The sequence below is a fragment of the Methylobacterium sp. A49B genome (assembly GCF_053346215.1).
Genome location: NZ_JBKFBO010000127.1, coordinates 93,638 through 119,928, shown reverse-complemented (window position 1 = coordinate 119,928; position 26,291 = coordinate 93,638). Strand labels below are relative to the sequence as shown.

Annotated in this window: 24 protein-coding genes; 9 read left to right on the top strand and 15 right to left on the bottom strand. The window is 71.9% G+C overall.

Annotated elements, in window-relative coordinates:
• Positions 1–40 precede the first annotated feature (40 nt).
• Positions 41–472: a CBS domain-containing protein gene (locus ACLBX9_RS26150; protein ID WP_010684944.1), complete on the top strand. Its 432-nt coding sequence runs from the start codon at positions 41–43 to the stop codon at positions 470–472.
• A gap of 282 nt (positions 473–754) precedes the next feature.
• Here ACLBX9_RS26150 and ACLBX9_RS26145 read toward each other — a convergent pair whose 3' ends face one another.
• From ACLBX9_RS26145 to folE, 4 genes are all read right to left on the bottom strand, one after another.
• The gene (locus ACLBX9_RS26145) at positions 755–2,326 is read right to left on the bottom strand and encodes an alkaline phosphatase D family protein (protein ID WP_447720958.1); all 1,572 of its coding nucleotides are present in this window, start codon (positions 2,324–2,326) and stop codon (positions 755–757) included.
• Positions 2,327–2,387: 61 nt separating this feature from the next.
• The gene (locus ACLBX9_RS26140; RefSeq protein ID WP_447720957.1) at positions 2,388–3,371 is read right to left on the bottom strand and encodes a patatin-like phospholipase family protein; all 984 of its coding nucleotides are present in this window, start codon (positions 3,369–3,371) and stop codon (positions 2,388–2,390) included.
• Entirely contained in the window at positions 3,368–3,790 is a 423-nt protein-coding gene (hisI, locus tag ACLBX9_RS26135; protein ID WP_010684947.1) for a phosphoribosyl-AMP cyclohydrolase, read from the bottom strand. Before hisI ends, ACLBX9_RS26140 begins: the two co-directional genes overlap by 4 nt.
• 40 nt (positions 3,791–3,830) lie before the next feature.
• A complete protein-coding gene (gene folE / locus ACLBX9_RS26130; RefSeq protein WP_039893719.1) occupies positions 3,831–4,649 on the bottom strand; it encodes a GTP cyclohydrolase I FolE in 819 nt (272 codons plus the stop codon).
• Positions 4,650–4,909: 260 nt separating this feature from the next.
• On the opposite strand from folE, the gene ACLBX9_RS26125 reads away from it, so the two are divergent.
• A complete protein-coding gene (locus ACLBX9_RS26125; protein WP_447720956.1) occupies positions 4,910–5,353 on the top strand; it encodes an iron-sulfur cluster assembly scaffold protein in 444 nt (147 codons plus the stop codon).
• A 4-nt stretch (positions 5,354–5,357) separates the two neighbouring features.
• Positions 5,358–5,690 (top strand): membrane protein insertion efficiency factor YidD, encoded by a 333-nt coding sequence (yidD, locus tag ACLBX9_RS26120; protein ID WP_447720955.1) that lies wholly within the window; start codon positions 5,358–5,360, stop codon positions 5,688–5,690.
• A gap of 300 nt (positions 5,691–5,990) precedes the next feature.
• Here yidD and pdxA read toward each other — a convergent pair whose 3' ends face one another.
• Complete coding sequence (pdxA, locus tag ACLBX9_RS26115; RefSeq protein ID WP_447720954.1) at positions 5,991–7,019, bottom strand: 4-hydroxythreonine-4-phosphate dehydrogenase PdxA; 1,029 nt, start codon at positions 7,017–7,019, stop codon at positions 5,991–5,993.
• Positions 7,016–8,119, bottom strand: coding sequence for a four-carbon acid sugar kinase family protein (locus tag ACLBX9_RS26110; protein WP_010684952.1), 1,104 nt, complete (start codon positions 8,117–8,119; stop codon positions 7,016–7,018). Before ACLBX9_RS26110 ends, pdxA begins: the two co-directional genes overlap by 4 nt.
• Positions 8,120–8,393: 274 nt before the next feature.
• On the opposite strand from ACLBX9_RS26110, the gene ACLBX9_RS26105 reads away from it, so the two are divergent.
• The 3 genes from ACLBX9_RS26105 (at position 8,394) to ACLBX9_RS26095 (ending at position 9,970) form a co-directional block, all read left to right on the top strand.
• Positions 8,394–9,404: a 2-keto-3-deoxygluconate permease gene (locus tag ACLBX9_RS26105; RefSeq protein ID WP_010684953.1), complete on the top strand. Its 1,011-nt coding sequence runs from the start codon at positions 8,394–8,396 to the stop codon at positions 9,402–9,404.
• A 120-nt stretch (positions 9,405–9,524) separates the two neighbouring features.
• Positions 9,525–9,695, top strand: coding sequence for a DUF3606 domain-containing protein (locus ACLBX9_RS26100; protein WP_010684954.1), 171 nt, complete (start codon positions 9,525–9,527; stop codon positions 9,693–9,695).
• A gap of 62 nt (positions 9,696–9,757) precedes the next feature.
• Positions 9,758–9,970 (top strand): DUF2934 domain-containing protein, encoded by a 213-nt coding sequence (locus ACLBX9_RS26095; protein ID WP_447720953.1) that lies wholly within the window; start codon positions 9,758–9,760, stop codon positions 9,968–9,970.
• 403 nt (positions 9,971–10,373) lie between these two features.
• Here ACLBX9_RS26095 and ACLBX9_RS26090 read toward each other — a convergent pair whose 3' ends face one another.
• The 6 genes from ACLBX9_RS26090 to ACLBX9_RS26065 form a co-directional block, all read right to left on the bottom strand.
• Entirely contained in the window at positions 10,374–11,627 is a 1,254-nt protein-coding gene (locus tag ACLBX9_RS26090) for a methyl-accepting chemotaxis protein (RefSeq protein ID WP_447720952.1), read from the bottom strand.
• Between the two features lie 170 nt (positions 11,628–11,797).
• Positions 11,798–14,899, bottom strand: a complete 3,102-nt coding sequence (locus ACLBX9_RS26085) for an Rne/Rng family ribonuclease (RefSeq protein WP_447720951.1) — start codon at positions 14,897–14,899, stop codon at positions 11,798–11,800.
• An 889-nt stretch (positions 14,900–15,788) separates the two neighbouring features.
• Positions 15,789–17,117 (bottom strand): glycolate oxidase subunit GlcF, encoded by a 1,329-nt coding sequence (glcF, locus tag ACLBX9_RS26080; protein WP_010684958.1) that lies wholly within the window; start codon positions 17,115–17,117, stop codon positions 15,789–15,791.
• Positions 17,118–17,246: 129 nt separating this feature from the next.
• Positions 17,247–18,434, bottom strand: a complete 1,188-nt coding sequence (locus ACLBX9_RS26075) for an FAD-binding protein (RefSeq protein WP_447720950.1) — start codon at positions 18,432–18,434, stop codon at positions 17,247–17,249.
• A gap of 106 nt (positions 18,435–18,540) precedes the next feature.
• Entirely contained in the window at positions 18,541–19,623 is a 1,083-nt protein-coding gene (locus ACLBX9_RS26070) for a GlxA family transcriptional regulator (protein ID WP_447720949.1), read from the bottom strand.
• Positions 19,620–20,180 carry a cysteine hydrolase family protein gene (locus tag ACLBX9_RS26065; RefSeq protein WP_447720948.1) on the bottom strand — a complete coding sequence of 187 codons (561 nt, stop codon included), beginning with the start codon at positions 20,178–20,180 and terminating at the stop codon, positions 19,620–19,622. Before ACLBX9_RS26065 ends, ACLBX9_RS26070 begins: the two co-directional genes overlap by 4 nt.
• Positions 20,181–20,300: 120 nt before the next feature.
• On the opposite strand from ACLBX9_RS26065, the gene ACLBX9_RS26060 reads away from it, so the two are divergent.
• The 3 genes from ACLBX9_RS26060 to ACLBX9_RS26050 all read left to right on the top strand — a co-directional run bounded on the left by ACLBX9_RS26060 (position 20,301) and on the right by ACLBX9_RS26050 (position 22,492).
• Positions 20,301–21,014 (top strand): SIR2 family NAD-dependent protein deacylase, encoded by a 714-nt coding sequence (locus ACLBX9_RS26060; RefSeq protein ID WP_447720947.1) that lies wholly within the window; start codon positions 20,301–20,303, stop codon positions 21,012–21,014.
• A gap of 218 nt (positions 21,015–21,232) precedes the next feature.
• A complete protein-coding gene (locus ACLBX9_RS26055) occupies positions 21,233–21,457 on the top strand; it encodes a hypothetical protein (RefSeq protein WP_010684963.1) in 225 nt (74 codons plus the stop codon).
• A 255-nt stretch (positions 21,458–21,712) separates the two neighbouring features.
• Positions 21,713–22,492 (top strand): DUF1194 domain-containing protein, encoded by a 780-nt coding sequence (locus tag ACLBX9_RS26050; RefSeq protein WP_447720946.1) that lies wholly within the window; start codon positions 21,713–21,715, stop codon positions 22,490–22,492.
• A gap of 318 nt (positions 22,493–22,810) precedes the next feature.
• Here the strand turns inward: ACLBX9_RS26050 and ACLBX9_RS26045 are convergent, their stop codons facing one another.
• From ACLBX9_RS26045 to ACLBX9_RS26035, 3 genes are all read right to left on the bottom strand, one after another.
• A complete protein-coding gene (locus ACLBX9_RS26045; protein WP_010684965.1) occupies positions 22,811–23,191 on the bottom strand; it encodes a hypothetical protein in 381 nt (126 codons plus the stop codon).
• A 74-nt stretch (positions 23,192–23,265) separates the two neighbouring features.
• Positions 23,266–25,593 (bottom strand): molybdopterin cofactor-binding domain-containing protein, encoded by a 2,328-nt coding sequence (locus ACLBX9_RS26040; protein WP_447720945.1) that lies wholly within the window; start codon positions 25,591–25,593, stop codon positions 23,266–23,268.
• Positions 25,590–26,069 carry a (2Fe-2S)-binding protein gene (locus ACLBX9_RS26035; protein ID WP_149311330.1) on the bottom strand — a complete coding sequence of 160 codons (480 nt, stop codon included), beginning with the start codon at positions 26,067–26,069 and terminating at the stop codon, positions 25,590–25,592. Before ACLBX9_RS26035 ends, ACLBX9_RS26040 begins: the two co-directional genes overlap by 4 nt.
• Positions 26,070–26,291 lie beyond the last annotated feature (222 nt).

Sequence of the window (26,291 nt, the reverse complement as noted above, 5' to 3'; positions counted from 1 at the left end):
GGGCTGACGGCGCACCGGCCGCGTCACAAGGGAGAGATCCATGACCGTCGCACGCATCCTCGCCGAGAAGGGCAGCTCCGTCGTCACCGTGAGCCCCGACAAGACCCTCGACGAGGTGATCCAGATCCTGGCCGACAAGCGGATCGGCGCCCTCGTGGTGGCGCATCCGGACGGGGCGGTGGCCGGCATCATCTCCGAGCGCGACATCATGCGGGCGCTGGCCCGGCACGGGGGCTCGGCCTTCGACGCGCCGGCCTCGACCCACATGACCGCGGACGTCACCACCTGCGGCAAGAGCACGACGATCGAGGAGGTCATGACGCTGATGACCGAGGGCCGCTTCCGCCACGTGCCGGTCTGCGAGGACGGCCGGCTGATCGGCCTCGTGTCGATCGGCGACGTGGTGGCCCGCAAGATCGCCACCGTCGAGGCCGAGCATCAGGCGCTGCGGGACTACATCACGATGGCGTAGGGGGACGTTCCCCCTCTCCCCGCTTGCGGGGAGAGGCCCGCGCGGACCTCGTCGTCCGCGCGGGAAGCGGAGGCGCAGCCGGAGCGGCGGTGAGGGGGCGCCTCAGGAAGAGGCTCGTCCTGAACCGCCCCCTCACCCTCGGCTGCCGCCTCGCCGCGCTCCCCAGCAAGGGGGGAGACGCGGCCCTCTCCCCGCGAGCGGGGCGCGGGGATTCCCGCCTCCAAGCCTTCGTTCGAGCTGCAAGGCGTCCTGTGAATTCGCACGCTTGCAGGGGTGCCCGCCTCACGCCTTCGCGGGATCGAGCGTGACATGCCAGAGGTCGGTGTCGGCGGCGTCCTTCAGCGTCACGGTCATCTGCTCGGTGGCGCCGTCCACCGCCACGTGGCCGAAGAACTGGTAGCCGGCGGCCGGCGACAGGTTCACCTGTCCCTTGTCGGGCGCCTTCACGTAGCGCAGCTGCGGCCCGAACGTGTTGTCGAGCGCGTTCGGCCCGAAGGTGCCGGCGTGCAGCGGCCCGGAGACGAACTCCCAGAACGGATCGAAATCCTGGAACTGCGCCTTGCCGGGGTCGTAGTAGTGGGCGGCCGTGTAGTGCACGTCGGCGGTGAGCCAGACCGTGTTGCGGATGCCCGCGCTCTTGATGAAGCGCAGCAGGTCGGCGATCTCCAGCTCGCGGCCCAGCGGCGGCCCGTCGCCCTGCGCCACCGCCTCCGAGCCGAAATTGCGGTCGGTGTCGTAGGTGACCACGAGGCCGAGCGGCATGTCGGCGGCGATCACCTTCCAGGTGGCGCGCGAGTCGAGCAGCGCCCGCTTCAGCCACGCGAGCTGCTGCGGCCCGAGGAAGTAGGACTCGGGCCCGTACGCCGTCTGCGTGTTGTCGCCGTTCGGGCCCCGGTAGGAGCGCATGTCGAGCATGAACACGTCGACCAGCGGCCCGTAGCCGATCTTCCGGTAGACCCGGCCGGGCTCGGCCGGCTCGAAGCGCATCGGCATGTATTCGTGGAAGGCGCGTGACGCCCGCAGCTGCAGGGCCAGCGCGTTCGGGTCGGCGTATTTCTTCTTGAGGTGCTCGGCGCGGGTGAGGGGCTCGCCCGGCCACCAGTTGTTGGTGACCTCGTGGTCGTCCCACTGCGCCAGGATCGGCACGGCGGCGTTCATCGCCAGCACGTTCCGGTCGGTGAGGTTGTACTTGTGGCGGCCCCGGAACTCCGCGAGGGTCTCGGCCGGCTTGGCGACGTCCTCGGTGACGCGGTTGCGCCAGAGGCTGCCGTCGGGGAGCTTCACCTCGGCCTGGATCGGCCCGTCGGCGTAGATCGTGTCGCCGGAATGGATGAAGAAGTCCGGCCGGTTCTTCAGGATGGCGGAATAGATCGTCATGCCGCCGCGGGCCTCGTCGATGCCCCAGCCCTGGCCGGCCGTATCGCCCGACCAGCAGAACGACACCGAGCGCCGGTCGGCCGGCGCGGTGCGGAACCGCCCGACCTGCCCCTGGCCGACGATGGTCGGCGCGGCGATATCCTGGAGGCGGACCCGGTAGAACACGTCCTGGCCGGCGGGCAGGCCGGTCAGCGCCACCTTCACGGTGCCGTCGGTCTCCGGAAGGGCGTCGGCGAAGACGCCGCCGCGGATCTCGGCAAAGCTCTCGGTGGTGGCCCACTCGATGATCGCGCGGGACGGCCGGTCGGCGCGGGCCCAGACCATTGCCGAGTCGGTGCCGACATCGCCCGATTGCAGGCCGTGGGTCAGGACCGGCCGGTCGGCGGCGCGGCTGAGGCCCGGGCGGGCGAGGCCGGTGGCCAGCCCGACGAGGCCGGCGCCTCCGGAGAGCAGGATCTGACGGCGGCTTGCGGACATTGGAAGGCCTCCAGTGTGTAAGGTGGCCTTGGCAGGCGGGCGCGACAGGGGGATGACGGCCTCACGCCCGCGCCGCTGCTCCCTCCACCACCGCCCGGATCTGCGGTACGGCGGCCCGCGCCGCCCGGTACCCCAGGGCGATCCCCTCCGCGGCCCGGTGGAAGTCGAACAGCCCGAAGGCCGCCAGATCCGGGCCGATGGCCACGTCCGGCGGGTCGCGCTCCAGCCGCGACCGGGAGATCCGGTCCTGCGTGGTGTTGAAGGCGTCGAGCACCACCCGGGCGATGCCCGGCACGGGGATCTCGGGCTCCGGCCGCTCAGCACCCGAGAGGCGCCCGCGGATCAGCTGCAGGACGCTGCGGCGCGGCGGCGGATGCGGCGCCTCGCGCACCACCGGGCCGCCGGTGTCGCCGTTGAGGTTCACGCAGATCACCAGATCGGCGCCGAGCGCCCGGGCGAGCGCCACCGGCACCGGGTTGACCAGCGTCCCGTCCATCAGCACCCGGCCGTCATGGGCCACCGGAGGGAACAGGCCGGGGATCGCGTAGGAGGCGCGCACCGCATCCACCGCCGGTCCCTCGGTCAGGCTGACCTCGTGGCCGGTGCCGTACTCGGTGGCGACGCAGCCGAAGCGGATCGGCAGGGTCTCGATGCGGCGCTCGCCGAGATCGGCGGCAAGCCGCTGGCGCAGGCGGTTGCCGGCGATCAGTCCGGACCCCGGCAGCCGCGGGTCGATGAGCCCGACCACCCGGCGCCGGGTCAGCGCCCGGGCGAAGGCTTCGAGCCGGTCGAGCCGCCCGGCCGCGTAGCAGGCGCCCACCACCGCGCCGATCGAGCAGCCCGCCACCACGGTCGGGTGGATGCCGGCCTCCTCCAGGGCGCGGATCACCCCGATATGCGCCCAGCCCCGGGCCGAGCCGCCGCCCAGTGCCAGCCCGATCCGCGGACCGGCCCTGGGCGGAGGCCGGACCGGCTCGACGGTGCCGGGCTGGAAATGGACGACGGCCGGACACTCTTGCCACCGGGTGGCAAGGGACGGGTTCATGCCCCGACGGGCTCCAGCCGGGCACGCCCGTCATGCCCGCGGACGACGCGGCGGTAGAAGCAGTCCCGCCGCCCGGTGTGGCAGCAGCCGCCGTCGCCGCCGACTTCCACGCGGATCAGCAGGGCGTCCTGGTCGCAATCGACCCGCATCTCGACGACGCGCTGGATCTGGCCGCTGGTGGCGCCCTTGTGCCAGAGCTCGCCCCGCGAGCGCGACCAGTACCACGCCTCGCCGGTCTCGATCGTGCGCGCCAGCGATTCGGCGTTCATGTGCGCGAGCATCAGCACCCGGCCGTCCACCGCGTCCACCGCGATGCAGGCGACGAGGCCGTCCCGGTCGAAGCGGGGCGTCAAGGCCGCGCCTTCCTCGACCGCGGCCCGGGTGCCGGGGGCGTCGAAAGCGGTGTCGCGCGCGGTCATGGCGTGAAGCGGCAATCCCCGAATCTGGGCGTGCTGTAGACTACTTGGCGCCGCCGCGCACCAGGGTCAGGAAGCGGACCTGCTCGTTGGCGTTGTCCTTGAACACGCCGCGGAACTGGCTGGTGATGGTCGAGACGCCGGCCTTCTGCACGCCCCGCATCGCCATGCAGAGATGCTCGGCCTCCACCATCACGGCGACGCCGCGGGGCTTGAGGATGCTCTCGATCACGTCGGCGATCTGGGCCGTCATGGTCTCCTGCGTCTGCAGGCGACGGGCGAAGGTGTCGACCACCCGGGCGAGCTTCGACAGGCCGACCACGCCCCGGGTCGGGTAATAGGCGATGTGCGCGAGTCCCATGAACGGCACCATGTGGTGCTCGCAGTGGGAATGGAACGGGATGTCGCGCACCAGAACGATGTCCGAATAGCCCTCGACCTCCTCGAAGACGCGCTCCAGCAGCTTCTCGGCGTCGACCGCGTAGCCGCCGAACAATTGCTCGTAGGCCTTGGCGACGCGGGCCGGGGTGTCGAGCAGGCCCTCGCGGGCCGGATCGTCGCCGGCCCAGCGCAGGAGCGTGCGCACCGCAGCCTCGGCCTCGGCGCGGCTCGGGCGGCCGGTCTCGATCCCGTCCGGGACCCGGGTGGCGGAGGCCGGCTCCGGGGCGATATCGACGGCGCGGCCGTCATCCGCCGGCCGATTGTCATTGCGCATGCCGTTCAGACCTTGCCCGTCGATCCCGTTCCGGTCGAAACCCTGGCCGTCGCCCTGATACGACAGGGATTTGAGCGCGGCATCCATGGCATCTCCGGCCCGCGCGATGCGGGACTTCATCGGGGTGCTGTCGGGCTTGGCGTACATCGTCGGATCGCGTCGGGCGTTCGAGGGAAGGTCCCGGGCTCGAAAAGGTTTCAAGCCGGCGCCCCGGGATGGACGAAAAGCCGTAGAATCCACCGTGGCCGTGGGCGCGACCCTGGTCAACGGCCCGCCTCCTCGCGAAGTGGCCGCAGGGGGCCTATATCATCGTTCGCGGGGCAACGCGCAATGCGCACACGATGCGCGTCCCGCGTGGCAGAGTCCCGAAGAACTTGAGGGCTCTGCGCCCCCCGGCCGAGGATCCGATGCTCGACGACATCTACAACCGCCGCATCCTCGAACTCGCCGCCGACATCCCGCGGCTCGGCCGCCTTGAGAACCCGGATGCGAGCGCGACCGCGCATTCCCGCCTGTGCGGCTCGACCGTGACGGTCGACCTCGTGCTCGGCGCGGACGGCCGGGTCGCCGACTTCGCCCACGAGGTCCGGGCCTGCGCCCTGGGTCAGGCCTCCTCGTCGCTGATGGGCCGGCACGTGGTCGGCGCCAGTGCAGAGGAGCTCCGCGGCGTCCGCGAGACCATGCGGGCGATGCTCAAGGAGAACGGCCCGGCGCCCGACGGCGCTTGGGCGGACCTTGCGGTGCTGGAGCCGGTGCGGGAGTTCAAGGCGCGCCACGCCTCGACGCTCCTGACCTTCGACGCGGTGGTGGACGCCCTCGACCAGATCGCCGCCAAGCGGCAGGCCGCGTGAGGGCATGCTCCGGCGCGCGGCGCATTGGGCGATCCGGGCCTATCAGCTCACCCTGTCGGGCCTGATCGGCCGCCACTGCCGTCACTGGCCGAGCTGCTCCGAATACACCGACACGGCCATCGCCCGGCATGGGCTGTGGCCCGGCGGCTGGATGGGCTTCGCGCGGATCTGCCGGTGCGGGCCGTTCGGCACCCACGGCATCGACCTCGTGCCGGAGCGCCTGCCCGACGACGCGGCCTGGTACCGGCCCTGGGCCTACGCGCGCTGGCGCGGCGTCGAGGCGCCGCCCTCGCCCTTCGCCTGCGAGGGGGTCGGGGAGGAGGTCGACGCGCGCTGACGCTTGTGTTCTGGTTTTGTTTCACGTGAAACACGTCTCGCCGAGCGAGCATTGCGCTGCATCGACGTGCCGGAAAGGTCCCGATCGCGTGGAGACACCCATCGGACCGGCATTCGCATCCGCGCCCTCATCCTGCGGTGCCCGCTTCAGCGGGCCTCGAAAGACGGCTCCAGGGAGCTCGGCGCGATCTGGAGAGCTTCGTCGACGCCCCCGCTCACGCTCCGGCACCTCAGGATGAGGGCGCGGCTTGGAGACTCGCGGTCGTCTCTATCCAACGGCCGACACCGCTTCCCTTGATCCTCAGGCAGTCTGCCGGTTGCCGGCCAGCCGCTCCGCGAACTCGATCGCCTCGATCAGGCTGCGCTCGTTGGCGAGCCCCTTGCCGGCGATGTCGAAGGCGGTGCCGTGATCGACCGAGGTCCGGATGATCGGCAGGCCCAGGGTGATGTTCACCCCCGACAGGTCCATCCATTTCCCCGTGGCCGGGTCGATCTCGAAGCCCAGGAGCTTGACCGGGATATGCCCCTGGTCGTGGTACATGGCCACCACCGCGTCGTACTGGCCGGCGCGCAGCTTCACGAACACCGTGTCGCCCGGCACTGGCCCGTGGATGTCGAGACCGTCGGCATTGGCCTGCGCGATCACTGGGGTACTCACGTCGATGTCCTGGCGCCCGAACAGGCCGCCCTCGCCGGCATGCGGGTTGAGCGCCGCCACGGCGATCTTGGGCCGGGCGAGGCCCAGGCCCTTCAGCGCCTTGTCGGTGAGGTCGATCACGAGGCGCAGGCGCTCCGGCGTCAGGCGCTTGGGCACGTCCTCCAGGGCGACGTGGGTGGTGACGTGGGAGACCCGCATGTTGCCGTGAGCCAGCATCATCACCGAGCCGCGCACGCCGGTCAGCTCCGCCAGCATCTCGGTGTGGCCGGCGTAGTGGTAGCCGGCCTTGTTGAGCGCCTCCTTGTTGAGCGGCGCCGTGACGATGCCGCCGATCCGGCCGGCCATGGCGAGGCGGACCCCGGCCTCGATCGCCTTGTAGGCGAAGCGCCCGCCATCGGCCGAGAGCCGGCCCGGCTCGATCGGCGCGCCCTCCGCGTCGGCTTGGAGGCAACACAGAGACGGCCAGTCGCCATCCTCCGACACCTCGGGGATGCGCCCGGGGAGGAGCCCCAGAGCCTCCTCCGCCCGGCGCAGGGCCGGGGCGCTGCCGATGACCATGAGCTTCAGGTCGCCCGCATCGATCCGATCCTTGAGCCGGGCGGCGGCCTTGACGATGATCTCCGGGCCGATGCCGGCCGGATCGCCCATGGTGATGGCCAGATGTGAGGTCACGCGTCGCTCCTGTCGGGCGGGAATCCGTTGCTGTGAAGTAGATCGCGCCAGACGCCCTCCGTTCCGAAGGCGCCGGATTTCGACACCACCGCAAGCCCGTCCCAGCGGCCGCCCCGCAGGGTCGAGCGCGGCAAGCCCGGGATGATCTGGCCGGTGACGTCGAGGCGCTCGACCCCGAGGGCGAGGCAGAGGGCCTTCAGCGTCTCCCCGCCGGCCACCAGCAGCGTGCCCGGCCTCGCGATCCGGCCGACCGCGCCCGCGTAGGTCTCGGCGATCCGCGCCGCCGCGGCCTCGCGGGCCGTGCCCCGGGGCAGCGCGAGACTCGCCAGCACGACCCCGTTCCGGTCGAGGGACGCCGCGAGCGATCCGGCATGGTCGGGATCGTCGGGCGCGAGGATCCGGTGGTGCGGGCCGCAGGCCGCGAGCTGCGCCGCGGTCTCGGGCCGGTCGGAGCCGAAGAGGCCGAGCACGGGACCGGCGAGGCGGTGGTCGCTCGGCGGCGCCGCGCCCCGCGCCAGGGCCGCCGCAAGGCCGCCGCTCCCGCACCACAGGACCGGACCGTCGTCGCCGAGTTCCGCGATCCGGGCGAGATCGTCGTCGCTCGCCGCATCGTAGATGGCCACGCCGGCCACGGGGCCGTCGGCCGCGGCGGCGCTGCGCGCCGGCAGACCCGCTGCGCGCAGGGCCTCGGCGATGTCGCCGGAGACCGCGTCCCAAACGCCGTCGCGCCGGGCGAGCTGTCGGCCGTCCACCGTGCGGCGGCCCTGATAGGGGAAGGCGGGCGCCACGACGCAGCGGCTCCAGGGACCCAGGCGCATCACCGCGGCGAGTTCCGCCGCCCAGGGGCCGCGCAGCAGGCTGTCGACCTTCTTGAACGCGACGTCGGCGCCGTGGAGCCGAGGGGCCAGATCACCGACGACCCGGGCGGCGACGTCCGCCGACAGCTCTCGGGTGCCGGAATCGATCGCCAGGCATCCGGGAGCCTCCGCCGACAGGAGTTCCGGCCACGCCACCGGGATCGGCCCGCACAGGCCGGTGAACCCGGCCGCGGTGTCCAGGGTACCGGTGAGATCGTCGGCGATGAGGCGCAGGCGGGTCATGACGGGGCTAAGGCAGGACGATCATCGGGAGGCGGATCCCCGATCTCCGATCCGCGCGTTCGGGCCGGCCCTGCCGGACGGCTTGCACAGCGGCGCGTATTGTCAGCTTGTTATCGCGCTTACAAGCGATGAACCCGCCGGCTTGTCAATGAAATCCCGGCACCTGCCAAGTGTTGTGTGCGTGTTGCGCGTGCTCGGCGAAAGGTTGTAGCAGGCGCGCCGGGGGGACGGCGGGTGTCAGACCTGGGATGCGGGCGACACCGGAGGACGGCCCATGCAGATTCCGATCAAGCGCTCCCTGGAGCGTATCCCCGGCGGCCTGATGGTGGTCCCGCTGTTCCTGGGCGCGATCCTTCACACGCTGTTCCCGAACACCGCGACGTTCTTCGGGTCCTTCACCGGCGCCCTGTTCAACGGCGCCCTCCCGATCCTGGCGGTCTTCTTCGTCTGCATGGGGGCGGGCATCGACTTCCGTGCCACTCCGGCGATCGCCCGCAAGGGCGGCGTCCTGCTGGCCGCCAAGGTCGGCATGGCGGCGATCATGGGCGTGGTGTTCGGGCACGTCCTCGGCGAGGCACCGGTGGTCGGCGGCGCCTTCGCGGGGATCTCGACGCTCGCGATCGTCGCCGCCATGAACGACACCAATGGCGGGCTCTACCTCGCCCTCATGGGTCAGTTCGGCCGTCCGAAGGATGCGGGCGCCTACGCCATCATGAGCCTGGAATCCGGCCCGTTCCTGACCATGGTGACCCTGGGCCTCGCCGGCCTCTCCGCCTTCCCGTGGCCGACCCTCGTGGGCAGCATCCTGCCGCTGCTCATCGGGATGGTGCTGGGCAACCTCGACCGCGACATGCGCGCCTTCCTGTCGGGGGCGGCGCCGGTGATGATCCCGTTCTTCGCCTTCGCGCTCGGCTTCGGGCTCGACCTCGCCAAGATCTGGCAGGCGGGCCTCCTGGGCATCGGGCTCGGCGTGGCGGTGGTGGCGGTGACCGGAGCGGCCCTGTTCGTGGCCGACCGGCTCACGGGCGGCAACGGCGTCGCCGGCGTGGCCGCCGCGTCAACGGCCGGCAACGCCGCCGCCGTGCCGGCGATCATCGCGGCCGCGAACCCGGCCTACGCGGAGGCCGCCGGCCCCGCGACCGTGCTGGTGGCGGCGAGCGTGGTGGTCACGGCGCTGCTCGTGCCGCTGCTGACGGCCTTCGTGGCCGCGCGGGTCCGGCAGGAGACCGCCCAGCCGGAGCCGCTTCTGGATCCCGCCCCACGGCCCGCGACACGGCCGCACTGACCCGTCCACCGGCGTTGCCGGCCGCGCATCGGGCGCGGCAACCGAAATCGAGGACGTCCTGTTGTCTCGACAGACAGCCCGGCGCGGCCGCGGCTCATCGATCATCAGAGCGGGCACAGCATGTCCACCGAATCCCGAGGCAAGACGCACATCGATATCTATGACCGCACCACGCGCGAGGCGTGGGCGCAGCGCTTCGGCGTGAGCGAGGAACGCCTGCGCAAGGCCGTGACGATGGTGGGCAGCCGGATCACCAGTGTGGCCGCCTATCTCGACAAGCCGGCCTCCTGATCCGGCGGGCAGCCCCCGTGAAGTCCGATCCACGCCTGCCTCCTGAGCCGGGCTATCCGCCCGTGCCCGACGACACACACGCTCTGGTGCCGGCTCCGGGCGGCATCACCTTCGAGCAGATCCGTGAACGCGCCTACGAGTTGTGGGAGCGCAATCACCGCCCGGAGGGGTTCGAGATCGAGTTCTGGCTCCTCGCCGAGCGGGAACTGCGCAAGGAGCGGGAGCGCCGGACGGACGACGAGCCGGCGCCTTCCGGGTCCAAGCCGCCGCGCTAGCGGCCGATCAGGCTGGCCGGATCATCCCGGGCGGGGTACCGGGATCGGCCCGCTGATCGGGAGGGTGAACCCGCCGTCCCGAGCCGGCACAACGGGGCCTGAACTCCGGAGCGGCTCTGCGGGCAGGGCGGGGCGCCGTTCCGGACCGCCCGCGTTCAGCATGCTCTCGCGGATCCGGGCTTCCTGCGACGCCCGGGATGCGTGTCCGGTTGATGCCGTCCGCCTCGCCGTCCACGCGAGCGGAACGCAGCGACCCAGTCGGCGCCACCTGCAGGTCGCGCTCCCCTGGGTCACGTCGCTTCGCTCGTGATGACGGTGAGGGCGGCGTCAACCGGAGCGTTCAACCCGACATCGTATGAGGCGGCAGACGGTCGTGCTGGCCCGCGATCGCCGGGCCGGCCCGTCAGCCGGCCGCCGCCCGGGCTTCAGCCACCGCGGCCTCGAAGGCCATGAACGCCTTGGTGGCGTCGTCCCAGGCCTGGCTGCGGACGTGACGGGCAAGCGCCGCCGCCTGCTCGCGCGCCTGTGCCAGGGGCGCCTCCACGGCCGCCGGCCGTGCCGGATCGGCGGGGATTCCGGGCGGCGGCGCATCCGCCGAGCGCATCCCGACCAGGGTTGCCGCCATTGCCCGGCGCCAGGCCGCGCAATCGGCCGGGATGCGGGCGACCAGCAGGTCCGCGCCCTCGCGCTCCTGCTGGTCGAGCAGGGTCCGGCTCAGATCCTCGATCTGCTCGAGCTGTGCGAGGGCATCGCCGATCTCCCGGCGGGCCTTGTCGGTGCCCTGCGCGATCTGGCCGACGTTGCGCGCGATGTCGCCCGTCGCCTGGATCTGCTGGGTCATGATCTCGGAGGCATCGCGCATCTGCGCCGCGACCGTCGCCACGGCGCCGCTCTCGGCCTCGACCCGGGCATTGGCCCGCACCATGGCGGCGGCGCCGGTCTCGACGGCGCTGCGGCTGCGCGTCACGGCCGCCTGCATCGCCGCCATCTCCTCGCGCAGGCCGTTCACCCGGGCGCGGATCTCGTCGGTCGCCTTGGCGGTCTGGGCCGACAGGGTCTTCACCTCGGCGGCCACCACGGCGAAGCCGCGACCCGCCTCGCCGGCCCGCGCCGCCTCGATGGTGGCGTTGAGCGCCAGCAGGTTGGTCTGCGCCGAGATCGCCGCGATGGTCCCGGCCATCTCCTCGATGCGCAGGGCCGCGGCCGAGAAGCTGTCGAGGCGGCTGCCGATCTCCTCGGTGCCCTCCTCGATCCCGCGCATGCCGTCCGAGGCGCGCTGGAGGTCGCCGACGCAGGTGGCGATGCCGGCGCGCGCCGTCTCGGCGGTCTCCGCCGCCGAGGATGAGCGCGCGGCGATCTCACCGGTGGTGGCGGCGAGCTCCTCGCTGGCGGCGGCGATCAGGCGGGCCTGCTCGGCGGTGCCGGAGGCGTCGTGGGTCATCCAGCCGATCGAGACGCCGGCATCCGAGGCCGACGCCGAGAGCCGGGCCAGAAGTGGCAGCCAAGCACGGCTCGCCGCCGGGGCGGCCGGGGGCTTCGGGGCCGCCGAGACCGGCGCCGTGACGGCCGGCGCGATAATCGCCTCGGCCGGGACGCGCGCCAGCCCGATGGGATCGGCCGCGCCCTGGTTCTGACGCCGCCGGCGCAAGCTGAACATGCTGTAACCTCCGCCCTTTCAATCAGAGCGAAAGTCGCACGGAATCTTCAATCAATGGTGAAAGATGATCCCGCGACATCGCCGGCGATAAGCGGCTGTGCTGCAGCTTATCGCCGAACGGACCGAGGTTTGATGGTGCTCCCGGAGCGAAATTCTCCGGACGCCCGTATTCACTCGCCCGTGAGCGCGGCCTTCGTCCGGGACCACCATCCGGCGCGCTTCGGCCGGTCCGGATCGGCGGGCGGCGTCAGCACAACCGCCACGGGCTCCGGCGCCGGCTCAAGGTCAAGTTCACGGGCCGCCTCACCGGCCGCTACCTGGGCAGGCTCGGGCTCAGTCCCGCGAGCGGCCGCGCGGTCCGGTGCCGCGTCGGCACCCCCGGTCGCGGATGTCTCCGGCGCGGCAGCGACGGGTCGATCGACCGCGGTCTCGCCCCGGCCTTCCGACAATACAGCCTCAACGGCTTCCGCCACGGCCTGCGCGCTCACCGGCTCCTCCGCCGACAGGGCGACCGTATCGCCCGTCGCCTCGGGGGCATCCTCCGCCTCGGCCGCATCCCGGGTGCGGCCCTCGCCGCGCCCGCGTCCGCCCCGGCGTCCGCGGCGACGGCGGCGCCCGCCCTCGTCCTCGGCGCGGGCGGACTCGTCCGGCCCGGCCACAGCCGCGTCGGGCTCCCGGGCTTCGGCCGCGGCGGCCGGCGCAGGCTCGGACGGCTCCCCGGCCTCGGCCGCGTCCTCGCCCTCCCAATCCTCGTCCCGGCCGTCCTCGCGGTCGTCCTCCTCCGGACGCTCGCCGCCCTGGCGCTCGTCCTCGGAACGGCCCTCTTGCCGGCCGCCGCGGCGGCGGCGGCGACGGCGCCGACGACGGCCGTCGCCCTCGTCGCGGGATCCGTCCTCGCGGGCCTCGGCACCGCCCTCTTCGGCCTCGCCCTCGACGTCCGCCTCGGCCTCGGCCTCATCGACCTCCTCGTCCTCGTCGTCGAACTCGGTGGTGGGCGAGATCGCCTGGGCGCGTACGCCCGTCACCGGGCCCTCGGCCCGCTGGGCCGGCTCGCCGCGGTCGAGCTGGAAGGCGGCGGTGGCGGCGAGCCGCTCGTCGGCCGCGATCGTGATCGTCACGCCGAAGCGCACCTCCAGCTCGCGCAGGTGTCCGCGCTTCTGGTTGAGGATGTAGAGCGCCACCTCGGTGCGGGTCCGTAGGACGAGGTTGTGGGAGGCCGACTTGAGCAGCGCCTCCTCGATCGAGCGCAGGATGTGGAGCGCCACCGATGCGGTGGCGCGCACGAAGCCGGACCCGCCGCAATGCGCGCAGGGGATCGAGGAGGACTCAAGGACGCCCGTGCGGATGCGCTGGCGGCTCATCTCCAAGAGGCCGAAGGGCGAGATCCGGCCCACCTGGATGCGGGCGCGGTCGTTCTTCAGGCACTCGTTGAGCTTCTTCTCGACGGCGCGGTTGTTGCGCTTCTCCTCCATGTCGATGAAATCGATGACGATCAGGCCCGCGAGGTCGCGCAGCCTGAGCTGGCGGGAGACCTCCTCGGCGGCCTCCAGGTTCGTCTTGAGGGCGGTGTCCTCGATGTCGTGCTCGCGGGTCGCGCGGCCCGAATTCACGTCGATCGAGACCAAAGCCTCGGTCGGGTTGATCACGAGGTAGCCGCCGGACTTCAGCGAGACGTGCGTGGAGAACATCGCGTCGAGCTGCTGCTCGACGCCGAAGCGGGCGAAGATCGGCGTCGGGTCGCGGTAGGGCTTCACGACCTTGGACTGGCCGGGCATCAGCATCCGCATGAAGTCCTTGGCCTCGCGGTAGGCGTCCTCGCCCGCGACCAGAACCTCGTCCAGATCCTTGTTGTAGAGGTCTCGGATGGCGCGCTTGATCAGCGAGCCCTCCTCGTAGACCAGCGCTGGGGCCATCGAGGTCAGCGTCAGCTCGCGGACCGACTCCCACAGGCGCATCAGGTACTCGAAGTCCCGGGCGATCTCGGGCTTGGAGCGCGAGGCGCCGGCGGTGCGCAGGATGACGCCCATCCCCTCCGGCACCTCCAGGTCCTGCACGACCTCCTTGAGGCGCTTGCGGTCGGCCGCCGAGGTGATCTTGCGGGAGATGCCGCCGCCCCGGCCGGTGTTGGGCATCAGCACCGAGTAGCGGCCGGCGAGCGACAGGTAGGTGGTGAGCGCCGCGCCCTTCGTGCCGCGCTCCTCCTTGACCACCTGCACCAGGATGATCTGGCGGCGCTTGATCACCTCCTGGATCTTGTACTGGCGGCGGTAGTGGCGGGGGCGCTCGGGGATCTCGGCCAGCGCGTCGCCGTTGCCGCCGACCTGGGCGATCTTGGGCTCGGCGTCGGGATCGTCGGATTCCTCGTCCGAATCCTCGTCGGATTCGTCCTCGTCGTCCTCAGACTCGTCCTCGTCCTCATCCTCCTCGTCGGATTCCTCGTCCTCCTCGTCGGACAGGTCGTCGGCCTCGCCCACGGGCGCCGCGGTCAGTCCGGACGCGTCCGCGGTATCCTCCGCAACGGCCTCGGCGGGCTCCTCCGCCACGGTCAGGGCCTCCGCCACGGCGATGCGGGCCTCGGGCTCGGCCGGGCTGTCCTGGTCGGTGGCGGCGTGGGCGGGCTGCGCCTCGGTCGGCGCGGGGTTGCCGGCCTCAGGGGCCGCTTCGTGGACCGCTTCGCCGGCCGGGGCCGACTCGGCCTGCGGCTCGGCGATGTCGGCGGCCGCGGTCTCGGAGGCGAGGGCCTCCTGCACCACCTCGGGATTCTCGGCGAGGGTGTCGGGCATGCCGGTGGGGGCGACCGCGGCTTCCTCGGGGGCCTGATCCGCCGCCTGCACGTCGACCTGCAGCGCGTCGGTCGTATCCTCGAACGTGTCCTCGGCGCTCACCGTCTCGTCCGTGCTGCGGGCGCGGGCTTCGGCGCGGCGGCCGCGGGAGCGGCGGGGCGAGCGGCGGCGGCGCTCCTCGCGCTCGCGGTGCTCCTCGGCGTCCCGGGCCTCCTCCTCGAGGAGCGCCTGCCGGTCGGCGAGCGGGATCTGGTAATAGTCGGGGTGGATCTCGTTGAAGGCCAGGAAGCCGTGGCGGTTGCCGCCGTACTCGACGAAGGCCGCCTGGAGCGACGGCTCCACGCGGGTGACCTTGGCGAGGTAGATGTTGCCGCGCAGCTGGCGCCGGTTGGCGGCTTCGAAGTCGAACTCCTCGACCCTAGACCCGTGGACCGTGACGACCCGGGTCTCTTCCGGGTGCATCGCGTCGATCAGCATTTTGTTGGCCATGTCGGACTCTCGGCATGGCGGCCGACGTCGTTCTCCGTGCCCGTGGTCCCGGCGGCACCTCGCCCGACGTCAAACCTGTCGGGCGCGGTGCCGGCCTCGTCGCCGAGGCGGATGGATTCGAGGGGAAATTGCCGTCAACCGCCGTTCGGCGCCGTTGGCGCCTGGGGTTGAAACAGGCCGGGTAGAGGGACGGACCGGGACGACGCACCGATTGCGCCTCCGGGGCACGCGCAGCGCTCTGCTGGGCCGTGCGTCCGTCCATCGTTGTCCCGACCTCGCGAAACACTCTCGGCCGGATGGGACCGGCCGTGAATTCCTGGGGTGCGACGGAGGATCTCCGCCGCGACGTGCGACACCTGCCCGATCGGGGAAGACACCCGTCGCCGCCAGGCGGGCCGACAGGGCCCGCCGCGACACCGCGCCCGTTTTCGCGAGGAATTCGGCCGCGTCCGCGGGCCGTTGCGGCGGCCGACGGGACCGGAAAGGGGTCGTCATCATTACAGACCGCTGCGCGGATTTGGCAAGGGTCAAGTGGGAATAGATGTCACGGAGGTGTCACCCGGCGCCTTGCCCGGTGATCTGCCTATGACCGGCGCGGGTGTCCCGGGCGGCCCGGAGCCCATCCTGCGGCGGACGGCGAGGCGCACGCCGATTGTGCTGAACCGGCCCGGATCGATCGTCCAACCTACCTCGTCGTCCTGAGGTGCCGGAGCGCAGCGCAGGTCTCGAAGGAGGCCTCCAGGGATCGCAGAGGCTTCTGGAGGGCTCCTTCGAGGCCCACTGGCGCGGGCACCTCAGGATGCGGTGGTGGGTGGGATCACGCGTCCAGGGTGCCATGTGCCTAGGTGCGTCCGCAGCGGATCCCCCGATGCCAGAGCCGAACCGCCCTCTACTCCGCCGCTTCGAGGCGCGGCGCCAAGCCGGCCAGCGCCGCCGGCTTCGGGCCGCCGGTCGCCCAGTCGAGCAGCTCCACCGTGTGGACGATGGGGATGCCGGTGCCCTTCCCGATCTGCGTGGCGCAGCCGATGTTGCCGGTGGCGATCACGTCGGGGCGCACGCGCTCGATGTTGGCGACCTTCCGGGCGCGCAGCTTCGCCGCCAGCTCCGGCTGCAGGATGTTGTAGGTCCCCGCCGAGCCGCAGCAGATATGGCCCTCGGGCACGTCCTTCACGGTGAAGCCGGCCCGCTTGAGCAGCGTCTTCGGCTCGGTGCGGATCCCCTGGCCGTGCTGCATCGAGCAGGCCGAGTGGTAGGCCACCACGAGGTCGTTCTCCGCCACCGGCGCCAGATCGAGCAGCGCGAGGTACTCGGTGACGTCCTTGGCGAGGCCCGACACCCGCCGGGCCTTCTCGGCGTAGGCGGGATCGTCGCGGAACATGAAGCCGTAATCCTTGATGGTCGTGCCGCAGCCCGACGCCGTCACCAGGATCGCGTCGAGACCCTTGGCGATCTCCGCGTCCCAGGCGTCGATCGCCTGCTTGGCGTGGGCGTGAGCCGAGTGCTCCTTGCCCATGTGGTGGGTCAGCGCCCCGCAGCAGCCCTCGTTGGCGTGCACCACCTCGACCCCGTGCCGGTTGAGCAGCCGGATCGCCGCGCCGTTGAAGTCCGGCCGCAGGACGCTCTGGGCGCAGCCCCGCAGCAGGGCGACGCGCTTGGTGGCCTGTCCGGTCCCCGGCGGGAAGCGGCCCGGCCGGTTCGTCGGCTCGCTGGGCGGCATCCCGGCGGGGGCGAGGTCGAGCATGGCGGCGAGGCGGTTGCCGACCCGGGGCAGCCGGGCGACCAGCCCCCGGAACGGCGCCCCGAGCTTGGCGGCGCCCAGCGCGAGGCGGAAGCGGTTCGGGTAGGGCAGGACCTGGGCGAGCAGCGCGCGCAGGAACCGGTCGCCGGCGGGTCGCGCGTAGGTCTTCTCGATGTGGGTTCGGGCGTGGTCGACGAGGTGCATGTAGTGCACCCCGGACGGGCAGGTGGTCATGCAGGACAGGCAGGAGAGACAGCGGTCGACGTGCTTGACCACCTCCGGCGAGGCCGGCTTGCCGCCCTCCAGCATGTCCTTGATCAGGTAGATCCGGCCGCGCGGGGAGTCGAGCTCGTCGCCCAGCAGCAGGTAGGTCGGGCAGGTCGCCGTGCAGAAGCCGCAATGCACGCAGGTCCGCAGGATCTTTTCCGAGGCCGCCATCGCGGGGTCGGCGAGCTGGGCGGGAGCGAAGTTGGTCTGCACGGTCTCTTCCTGCCTTCTCTCCTCCCCCTTGCGGGGAGGAGGCGGAGGTGGGGGTGGCTCAGGATCGAGCGATGCGTTGCCTCCTGCACCACCCCCGCCCCTGGCCCCTCCCCACAGGGGGAGGGGAATCTACAGTCCGGCGTACATCCGGCCTGGGTTGAGCACGCCCTTCGGGTCGTGCGCCGCCTTGATGCCGGCGGTGAGCCGCATCAGCGGCTCGGCCAGCGGTTCGAAGACCGGCACGGCGGCGCGAACGGCATCGGGCGCGCGGACCAGCGTGGCGTGGCCGCCCTGGGCCCGAACCGCCTTCCGCACCGTTTCGGCGCCCGCATCGCCCTCCGAGCCGGTGGCCAGCCAGATCAGGCCGCCGCCCCAGTCGAAGAACCAGCGCGCGGCGCGCTCCGCCGCGACCGCCGCCGCCAGGGCCGGCCCGCGGGTCGGGGCGGTGGAGATCCGCCAGAGCGCGGCGTCCCGGGGCTCGGCCAGGGGCGCGGCGTCGCGCACCCCGCGCCAGAGGGCGGCGCCGGCCTCGCCGTCGAGAATCTCGGGCTGGCCGTAACGCTTCAGCAGGCGGCGCAACTCGCCCATGCGGTAGTCGATGGACTCCGAGAACCCCTCGAGGCGCATCAGGGTCCGCGCCCCGGCCGCGCCGATCCCGGCCGGGAGATGGGCCGCGCCGGTGAGTTCGAAGGGCGAGCCGAGGGCTTCCGCCAGGGCCGTGACGGCCCGGGAATCATCCAGGCCGGGGAAGACCAGGGTGGCGACCCGCTCGCTGGCCGGCAGGACCTTGAACGTGACCTCCGTGAGGAAGCCCAGGGTGCCGTGGGCGCCGGCCATCAGCTTCACGAGGTCGAGGCCGGTGACGTTCTTCATCACGCGTCCGCCCGACTTGATCGCCTCGCCGCGGCCGTTGACGAAGCGCACGCCGATCAGGCTGTCCCGGGCCGCGCCGGCGTTGATCCGTCGGGGACCGGCATTGTTGATCGCCGCCACGGCCCCCAGCGTCGGTTCGCCGGTGCTGCCGTAGAGGCCGCGCAGGTCCATCGGCTCGAAGGGCAGCATCTGGCCCCGGGAGGCCAGCAGCGCCTCGATCTCCGCGAGCGGCGTGCCGGCGCGCGCCGCCACCACCATCTCGGCGGGCTCGTAGAGCGTGACGCCGGTGAGCGCCTTGGCCGAGAGCGTCGCGCTGTCCTGCGCGGGCCGGCCGAGCCCCGCGGCTGTGCCGCCACCGGCGAGGCGCAGGCCCTCGCCGCGCCCGGCGGCCGCCCGCACGATCTCTCCGGCTTCCGCCTCGGTGCCGGGCTCGTAGACGCCCATCGCTTCCGTCCCGGTCTAACTTGGATCTTTTCCAGGATGGGTGTCGCCGGATCCGGGGCTGGTTTCAAGCGGAGGTGGAGTCGCGGGGTTTCAGCGGCAGGATTTCCTACGGGGCGCGGCTTGCGCGGCGCCCGGGCGCGGGAACGCGGAGCCCGCCCTGGTCCAGCCCTTGTCCAGCCTTGTCCAGGCCCTGTCCGTCCGCGCCCCTGGCCCGGAGGCTGGACGGCGCCGCCGCGTGGATGCGGCCCCACACGCGGCGCATGTGCCGGGCCGAACCGAAGCCGGCACGCGCGGCGACCTGCTCCAGGCCGAGGTCCGACTGGGCGATCAGTTCCCGGGCCAGCGCGATCCGGGACCGGTTGACGGCATCGGTCAGCGTCATGCCCGCGTGCAGCCTGAACAGGCGCGCGAGGTTGCGCGGGCTCGCCCCCACGATCCGGCCGAGCGTGGCGGGCGACCAGTCCCGGGCCGGATCGGCCGCGATGGCATCCTGCGCCCGGTGCACCGCCGGGTGCAGGTGGCTGCGGCCTTCCAGCCAGGGCGAGAGCTGGGGGTCGTCCGGACCCCGGCGCATGTACACGACCAGGGTGCGGGCCACCGCGACGGCCGCCGCCGGGCCGGCCCAGTCCCCCACGAGATGCAGCATCAGGTCGATACCGGCGGTGACCCCGGCGCTGCTGAACCGGTCCCGGTCCTGCACGAACAGCCGGTTCTCCAGGACCGCGGCCCGCGGTGCCGTTGCGGCGAGGCGCGCGCAGCTTCCGTGATGCGTGGTGCAGGCGTAGCCGTCGAGCAGCCCGGCCCGCGCGGCCAGCAGCGCGCCCTCGCAGACGGTCACGACGATGTGGCCCGGACGGATCGCCGCGCGCAGCCACGCCACGATCTGCGCCTCCGCGGCGGCCTCGGCCTCCCGGTCCCGATCCGGGCCGAGCGGCTGCTCGGTCGAACCCGGCAGGAGCACAACCGTCCCGGGAGCGATCTCCGGCGGCAGCGGACCGGCGCCGCCGAGATCCAGCCCGACCGAGCTGCGCGTCGATCCCTGTGGCGCCGCGTAGCGCAGGTCGAAGGCGACCCGGTCCTGCACCGCCCCGGCGATCCGCAGCACCTCCACCGGACCGGCCAGATCGAGCAGCAGCGCGCGGGGCGGCAGCACCACCAGAACCGGGATGCGGCGCTCGGGTCCGCTCATGCGGCGGCTGGAAGGTCCCGGCCGTCCAGCGCCTGCGCCACCGTGGCGATGCGGGCGAAGCGGTCGGCGAGCACCAGCTCGGTCCGGGCCTTGATGTCGTCGGCGCCGAAGCGGCGGCCGTCGGGATGGGTCATGGCGAAGGTCAGGGTCGCCTCCGTGACATAATCCACCTGCCAGCCGCTGTCGGAGGCGTGGCGCGCCGTCGTCTCGCAGCACTGCTCGGTCCGGATCCCGGAGACGATCAGCCGGCGGATGCCGTGCTGCGTCAGCCAGCTCGCCAGTCCGGTATCGACCAGGGCGCTGTGGCGGTGCTTGTGGAAGGTGGCGGTCGGCGCGATCGCGACCGGCTCCAGGGTGCGGACATGGCCGGAGGCGTGGGAGAACGGTCCGGTGTCGGTCACGTGGAACACCTGCAGGACCGGGATCCGGCGCGCGGCGGCGCCGTCGATGAGCCCCTGCAGCCGCTCGGTGAAGCGCGGGACATCGGCGTCGTCCCAGAAGGGCCTGTGCCGGAAGGATTCCTGGACATCGATGACCAGCAGCGCAACATCGGACATTTCGTGCTTCCCGCTCGGTGAAGGCAGCCGCACAATCGACCGGACCGGTCGAGCGCGAAAGAAACCGCTCCGCCAACCACCGGACATATCCGGCCAACCTTGACCGAGCAGGAGCGGCGCGTGGCGGATTCACCCAGGACGATCTTCGTGCTCACCGGAGCCGGCGTCTCGGCCGAGAGCGGGCTCGGCACGTTCCGGGACCGCGGCGGGATCTGGGCGCGGTTCGACCTGATGAAGCTCGCCACCCCCGAGGCCTACGCGGCCGACCCCGACACGGTGCTCGACTTCTACGATCATCGCCGCCGGGGCTTGATCGCGGCCGTTCCCAACGCCGCGCACGGCGCGCTGGCGCGGGCCGAGGCGCGGCTCGCCGACAGGGGCGGCCGGCTGTTCCTGTGCACGCAGAACGTCGACGACCTGCACGAGCGGGCCGGCTCCCGGTCGGTCACCCACATGCACGGTGAGCTGCTCAAGGCCCGCTGCTGCGCCTGCGGGGCCGTCATACCGTGGCGCGCCGACCTCGGACGGGCGGATGCGTGCCCCGCCTGCGGCACCCCCGCCCGGATGCGGCCGGACGTGGTGTGGTTCGGCGAGATGCCGATGCACCTCGACGCGATCGAGGCGGCGCTGGCGGAGGCCGACCTGTTCGTGGCGGTGGGCACCTCGGGGGCGGTCTACCCGGCCGCCGGCTACGTGCGGCAGGCCCGCAGCCTCGGCATACCGACTTGCGAGATCAACCTCGAACCGTCCGACAACGCCGATGCCTTCGACGCGGCGCATTACGGTCCCGCGAGCGAAGCCTTGCCGCGCTACTTGGCGGATCTGGGGCTGTGAGGATCGGATCGGCCGTAACGCACCAGCCGGCCTGGCTTTTCTGACTCGTCGCCGGGAATCCCCTGCCAGGACCAAAGTCTCAATTGCTGCGAATCACATCCGCGCGACCTGTCAAGAACTGGCCGGGCCGTTGCCCACCGGTTACAACAGTCAAGCTCGGGTTCGGCGTCGCGGCCCGCCCGGGCGTTCGTTGAAGCCACAAGGGGAAGCCACGACCCATGCAGCACTTCACCGTAACCGACCGCGAGCGCGACACTGTCCTGGCGGCGCTGCGCTATTACCAGTTCTACCGGATGCAGGGTCACCCCTTCGACCCGCGCCAGGACCACCTGATCGATACGATCGCCGGCCAGACCGGCGATGCCCTGGACCTCACCGAGATCGACGATCTCTGCGCAGGCCTGAACGGCCATCGCCACGCGCTGGCGGCCACCGCCGCCTGAGCGCGCCGCTCCGCGCGTCCCGCCGGAGGCGCGGGACGAAACCGAGGCAATCCGTTCCGAGATGAGCATCAGTGCCGCCGGAGGCGGATCCCTCGCCGGACCCGGGCGCGACCCCCGGGTCTTCATCATCCCCGCCGCGGTCGCCGCGGCCGGGACTCCCCCCGAAAGGCCGGTTTGATCCGGCCGAGAAACGTGCCCTAACGGGCCCGCGACGGTCCTCCGGCCGCGCGAGGTCCGGGAACACGGATGCCGACGATGCGGACGGGCTCGGGGGGATTCCGGCGCGGCGTGATACGTGTCGTCGGCATCCTGCTCTTTGGCCTCGCCCCCGCCGCTGCCGCGCCCGAGAGCGTCGCCACAGCCCTCGTCGTCTCGGTGGACGTGTCGCAATCCGTCGACGACACGCGCTTCCGCCTGCAGATGGAGGGCATCGCCGAGGCCCTGGAAGATCCCTCCGTGGTCGGCGCGATCACCGGCAATCCGGGCGGGATCCTGTTCGCCATGGTCACCTGGGCGGACCGGGCGAACCTCGCGGTCGGATGGCGGCGGATCGCCAGCCGGGCCGACGCCGCCGCCACCGCCGCCCTGGTGCGGGCCACGCCCCGCCAGGCCGGCGAGTTCACCTGCCTCGGCCAGATGTTCCGGACGGTCACCGCCGCCGTGCTGCCGGCGCTGCCGATGCCGGCGGACCGCGTCGTGGTCGACGTCTCGGGTGACGGGATCGACAACTGCACCGACGCCGACAGCCTCGCGGAGGCGCATACGGCGCTGCTGGCCACCGGCGCGACCGTCAACGGCCTGCCGATCCTGGTGTCCGGCGAGAACGACGTGGTCGGGGCCGGCGCCTACCGGGCGCCGGGCTACGGCCTGCTCCCGACCCCGCTGCCGCAGGAGCGCACGAGCCTGGAGCAATGGTATCGCGCGCACGTGATCGGGGGGCCTGGGGCGTTCCTGCTCGCGGCGGCAGGCTACGGTGACTTCTCCCAGGCGTTGCGGCGGAAATTCGTGATCGAGATCAGCGCGCTGGGGCGGTAGGCTGCCTTTTCCGAGGTGCATGGAGCTTCGGTGGAGCTCGGCCCAGGATTCGGCACAACAAGATTTGAGATGCCTCTGTGAGGTGGCGATGCCCTGCTGACCCAGCCTTCCGCCGCCTTCCTGGCGTCCGGGACCTGGCGCGATCCTCGAGAGCCGCTCAGACCAGATGGTGTCTTCGGCGGGTGTCGCTCCTTCCGTCCTCACGAGCGAAGCGACGTAACCCAGGGCAGCGCGACCTCGAAGAGCTAGCGTTCCCCTGGTTTGCTTCGCTCTGCTCGCAAAGACGGCGCGAGCGGAGCAGAAAACCGGATCAGCCTCTTACGGCGCCTTCTTCAGCTGCTGCTCGGCGCGGGTGAGCGCCGCCTCGCAGCCCTTCGCGTCGCCCTTCGAGTCCGCCGTGCGGGCCTCCTCCAGGGCGACCTTGGCCTGCTGGGCGGCGTCCGCGCCCTGGCCGGCCTGGGCCGACTTCTCCGGAGGTGCCTGCGGCGACTCGTTCGCCCGCTGGCCTTCCGTGCCCGTGACCCCCTCGCCACCGCGCTTGGCGGCGTTGCCCTGGCCGCTGGTCGAGGCGGAGATCGACTGGGTCAGCTCGGACTGGACCCGCTTCGACACGCCGTCGATCCGATCGCCGCACGGCGAGGCGAGGGCGGGGACCGTCAGCATCAGGGTCAGGCAGGCCGTCAGGGCGGGACGCATCATCGGGTCGGGTACTTTCCAAAAGAATGGGGCCGCGGGTTCCCCCACGGCCCCAACGCCTTGCGGCTGGTGACGGTTCAGGCGCTCAGCTGATCGCGGATCGGCAATTGCCGCACCCGCCGGCCGGTGGCCGCGAAGATCGCGTTGGCGATGGCCGGCGCCACCGGCGGCACGCCGGGCTCGCCGACGCCGCCGAGCGGTCCGTCCCAACTGCCGCTCGGCACGAGGTGCACGCGGACCGCCTTCGGGGCGGCGTCGATCCGGAGCACCTCGTAGCCGTCGAAGTTGTTCTGCACCGTCCGGCCCTGCTTGAAGGTGATCTCGGAGGTGAGGGCGAGCCCCATCCCCATGACCACGGCGCCCTCCATCTGCGAGCGGATGCGCTCCGGGTTCACCTGCGGACCACAATCGACCGCGATGTCGATCGCCTTCACCTGGACCTGGCCCTTGTCGTCGACCTCCACCTCGGCCGCCACCGCCGTGTAGGTGACGAAGCTGTAGTGGCCGGCGATGCCGAGGCCGGTGCCCTTCGGCATCTGCCGCCCCCAGCCCGCGCCCTTGGCGGCCGCCTCGATCACGCCGCGCAGGCGGCCCGTCTCGATCGGGTAGCGGTTCGGATCCTCGCCGTAGTTCCAGACGTCGCCGATCTCGGTCGGGCTGATCTTGCGATCGGGTCCGATGAGCGCGAGCAGGTACTCCTTCGGCTCGCGGCCGGCGGCGTGCGCCAGCTCCGACACGAAGGACTGGATCGCGAAGGCGTGCGGGATGTTCGACACCGAGCGGAACCAGCCGATGCGGGCATGGGCGGCGGCCTCGGGGTTCTCCAGCCGCATGTTCGGGATGTCGAGCGGCGTGTTGACCAGCCCCATCCCGAGCTCGAATGGCAGCTCGTGCTTCGGATCGGGCGCGAAGATCGAGCCGATCGTCGGCGCCACCGAGCGATGCAGCCACGCCACCGGCATGCCCTTGTCGTCGAGGCCGGCCTCCAGGTGCTCCACCGAGATCGTGTGGTAGAAGCCGTGGTGGATGTCGTCCTCGCGGGTCCAGGCGAGCTTCACCGGCGCGCCGCCGACGGCCTGCGAGCAGAGCGCCGCCTCGACCACGTAGTCGGGTTTCGACTTACGGCCGAACCCGCCGCCGAGCAGCGTGACGTTCACCTTGACCTTGTCGTCGGGCAGCTTGAGCGCCTTCATCAAGCGGTCGTTGGCCGCCTGCGGACCCTGGACGCAGGCCCAGGCCTCGCAGAACCCGTCCTTCACGCGTGCCACCGCCGCCGGGGGCTCCATCGGCGCCTGGGCGAGGTGGGGCACGAAGTACTCGGCCTGCACCTTGGTCTTGGCCTTGGCCATGGCGCCGTCGACGTCGCCCTGCGTGCGCACGACCTTGCCGGGCTTGCGGGCGGCGGCCTCCAGCTCCTTGCGGAACGCGTCGGTGTCGTAGCCGGCGTTCGGGCCGTCATCCCAGGTGATCTTGAGGGCGTCCCGCGCCTTCATGGCCGACCACGTGTTCTTGGCGACCACCGCCACGCCGCCGAGCGGCATGAACTCGGACGGGATCTCGCCGCCGTCGATCTTGAAGATCTTGACGACGCCCGGGACCTTCTTGGCCTCGCTGTCGTCGTAGGACTTCACCGTGCCGCCGTAGACGGCCGGGCGCGCGACGACCGCGTACAGCATCCCGTCGAGCTTGGTGTCGAGGCCGTAGATCGCCTTGCCGGTGGTGATGTCGACATTGTCGATCAGCCCGACCTTGCCGGTGCCGATGTAGCGGAAGTCCTTCGGGTCCTTCAGCTTGACGTCGGTGGGCACCGGCAGCTCGGCGGCGGCCTTGGCGACCGCGCCGTAGCCGAGGGTGCGGCCCGACTTGGCGTGGGTCAGCGTGTGATTGACGGCCGTCACCTCGGAGACCGGCACGCCCCACTGCTTCGCGGCCGCCTGGATCAGCATCAGACGCGCGGCCGCGCCGGCGTGGCGGAAATGCTGGAAGAAGTGGCGGGTCGAGCGCGAGCCATCCGTGTCCTGGTTGCCGAAGCGGTTCTCGTCGCCCCAGGCCTGGACCACCTTCACCTTCGACCAGTCGGCCTCCAACTCGTCGGCGACCGTGAAAGCCACCGAGGTGCGGATGCCCTGGCCCATGTCGGAGCGGTGGTTCGTCACCGTGACGGTGCCGTCCGGCGCGATGGCGACGAAGACCTTCGGATCGTCGCGCCAGCCATGCGGCATGCCGTCGGCGCCGAACTTCTGCTGCTTCTGCTCCTCGGTCTGGGTCTCGTCGGCCCGGGCCGGACGCAGGGAGAGGGCCAGCACCAGGGCGCCGGCGCCCCCGAGGATGCCGCGGCGGCTGACGTTGTCGAGGGCCGGCTTAGCCGTGGCCATGTCTGCCATCATCTTCGCGTCGTGGATCACAGGCGCTCTCCCTTGCTGGCGGGCGCCGTCTGGCCGGCGGCCTGATGGATCGCGGTGCGGATGCGCGGATAGGTGCCGCAGCGGCAGATGTTGCCGCTCATCGTGTCGTCGATGTCCTGATCGGTGGGCTTGGGCGTGTCCTTCAGGAGCGCGGCGGCCTGCATGATCTGGCCGCACTGGCAGAAGCCGCACTGGGCGACGTTCTGGTCGCGCCACGCCACCTGCACGGGGTGGTTGCCGTCCGGCGACAGCCCCTCGATGGTCACGACCTCCTGGCCGGCGGCCGCCGAGACCGGCGTGATGCAGGCGCGGGTCGCCGCGCCGCCGAGGTGGATGGTGCAGGCCCCGCAGAGCGAGACGCCGCAGCCGAACTTGGTGCCGGTGAGCCCGAGCTCGTCCCGCAGGTACCACAGCAGCGGCATGTCGGGGTCGCCGTCGAAGCTGCGCGCAGCCCCGTTCACGGTGAGTTTGATCATCAATGCGTCCTGTCTGGCGGCGCCGGAGCGGCGTTCAGTCGGGTCCGAGCCGGGCCTGAGGCCAAGGCCGGCATTGCCGGCTCACGCGTGCCGATGCGGAAAGGTCGCCAGGCAAACGCTCAAGCTCAGAATAATAAATATTCTAAAGCAGGCCTTGGGCCGAGTGCAACGCAGGGATCCGGATAGTCATCCTGCCATGGTTGCGTTCCGGGTATGGCGCGT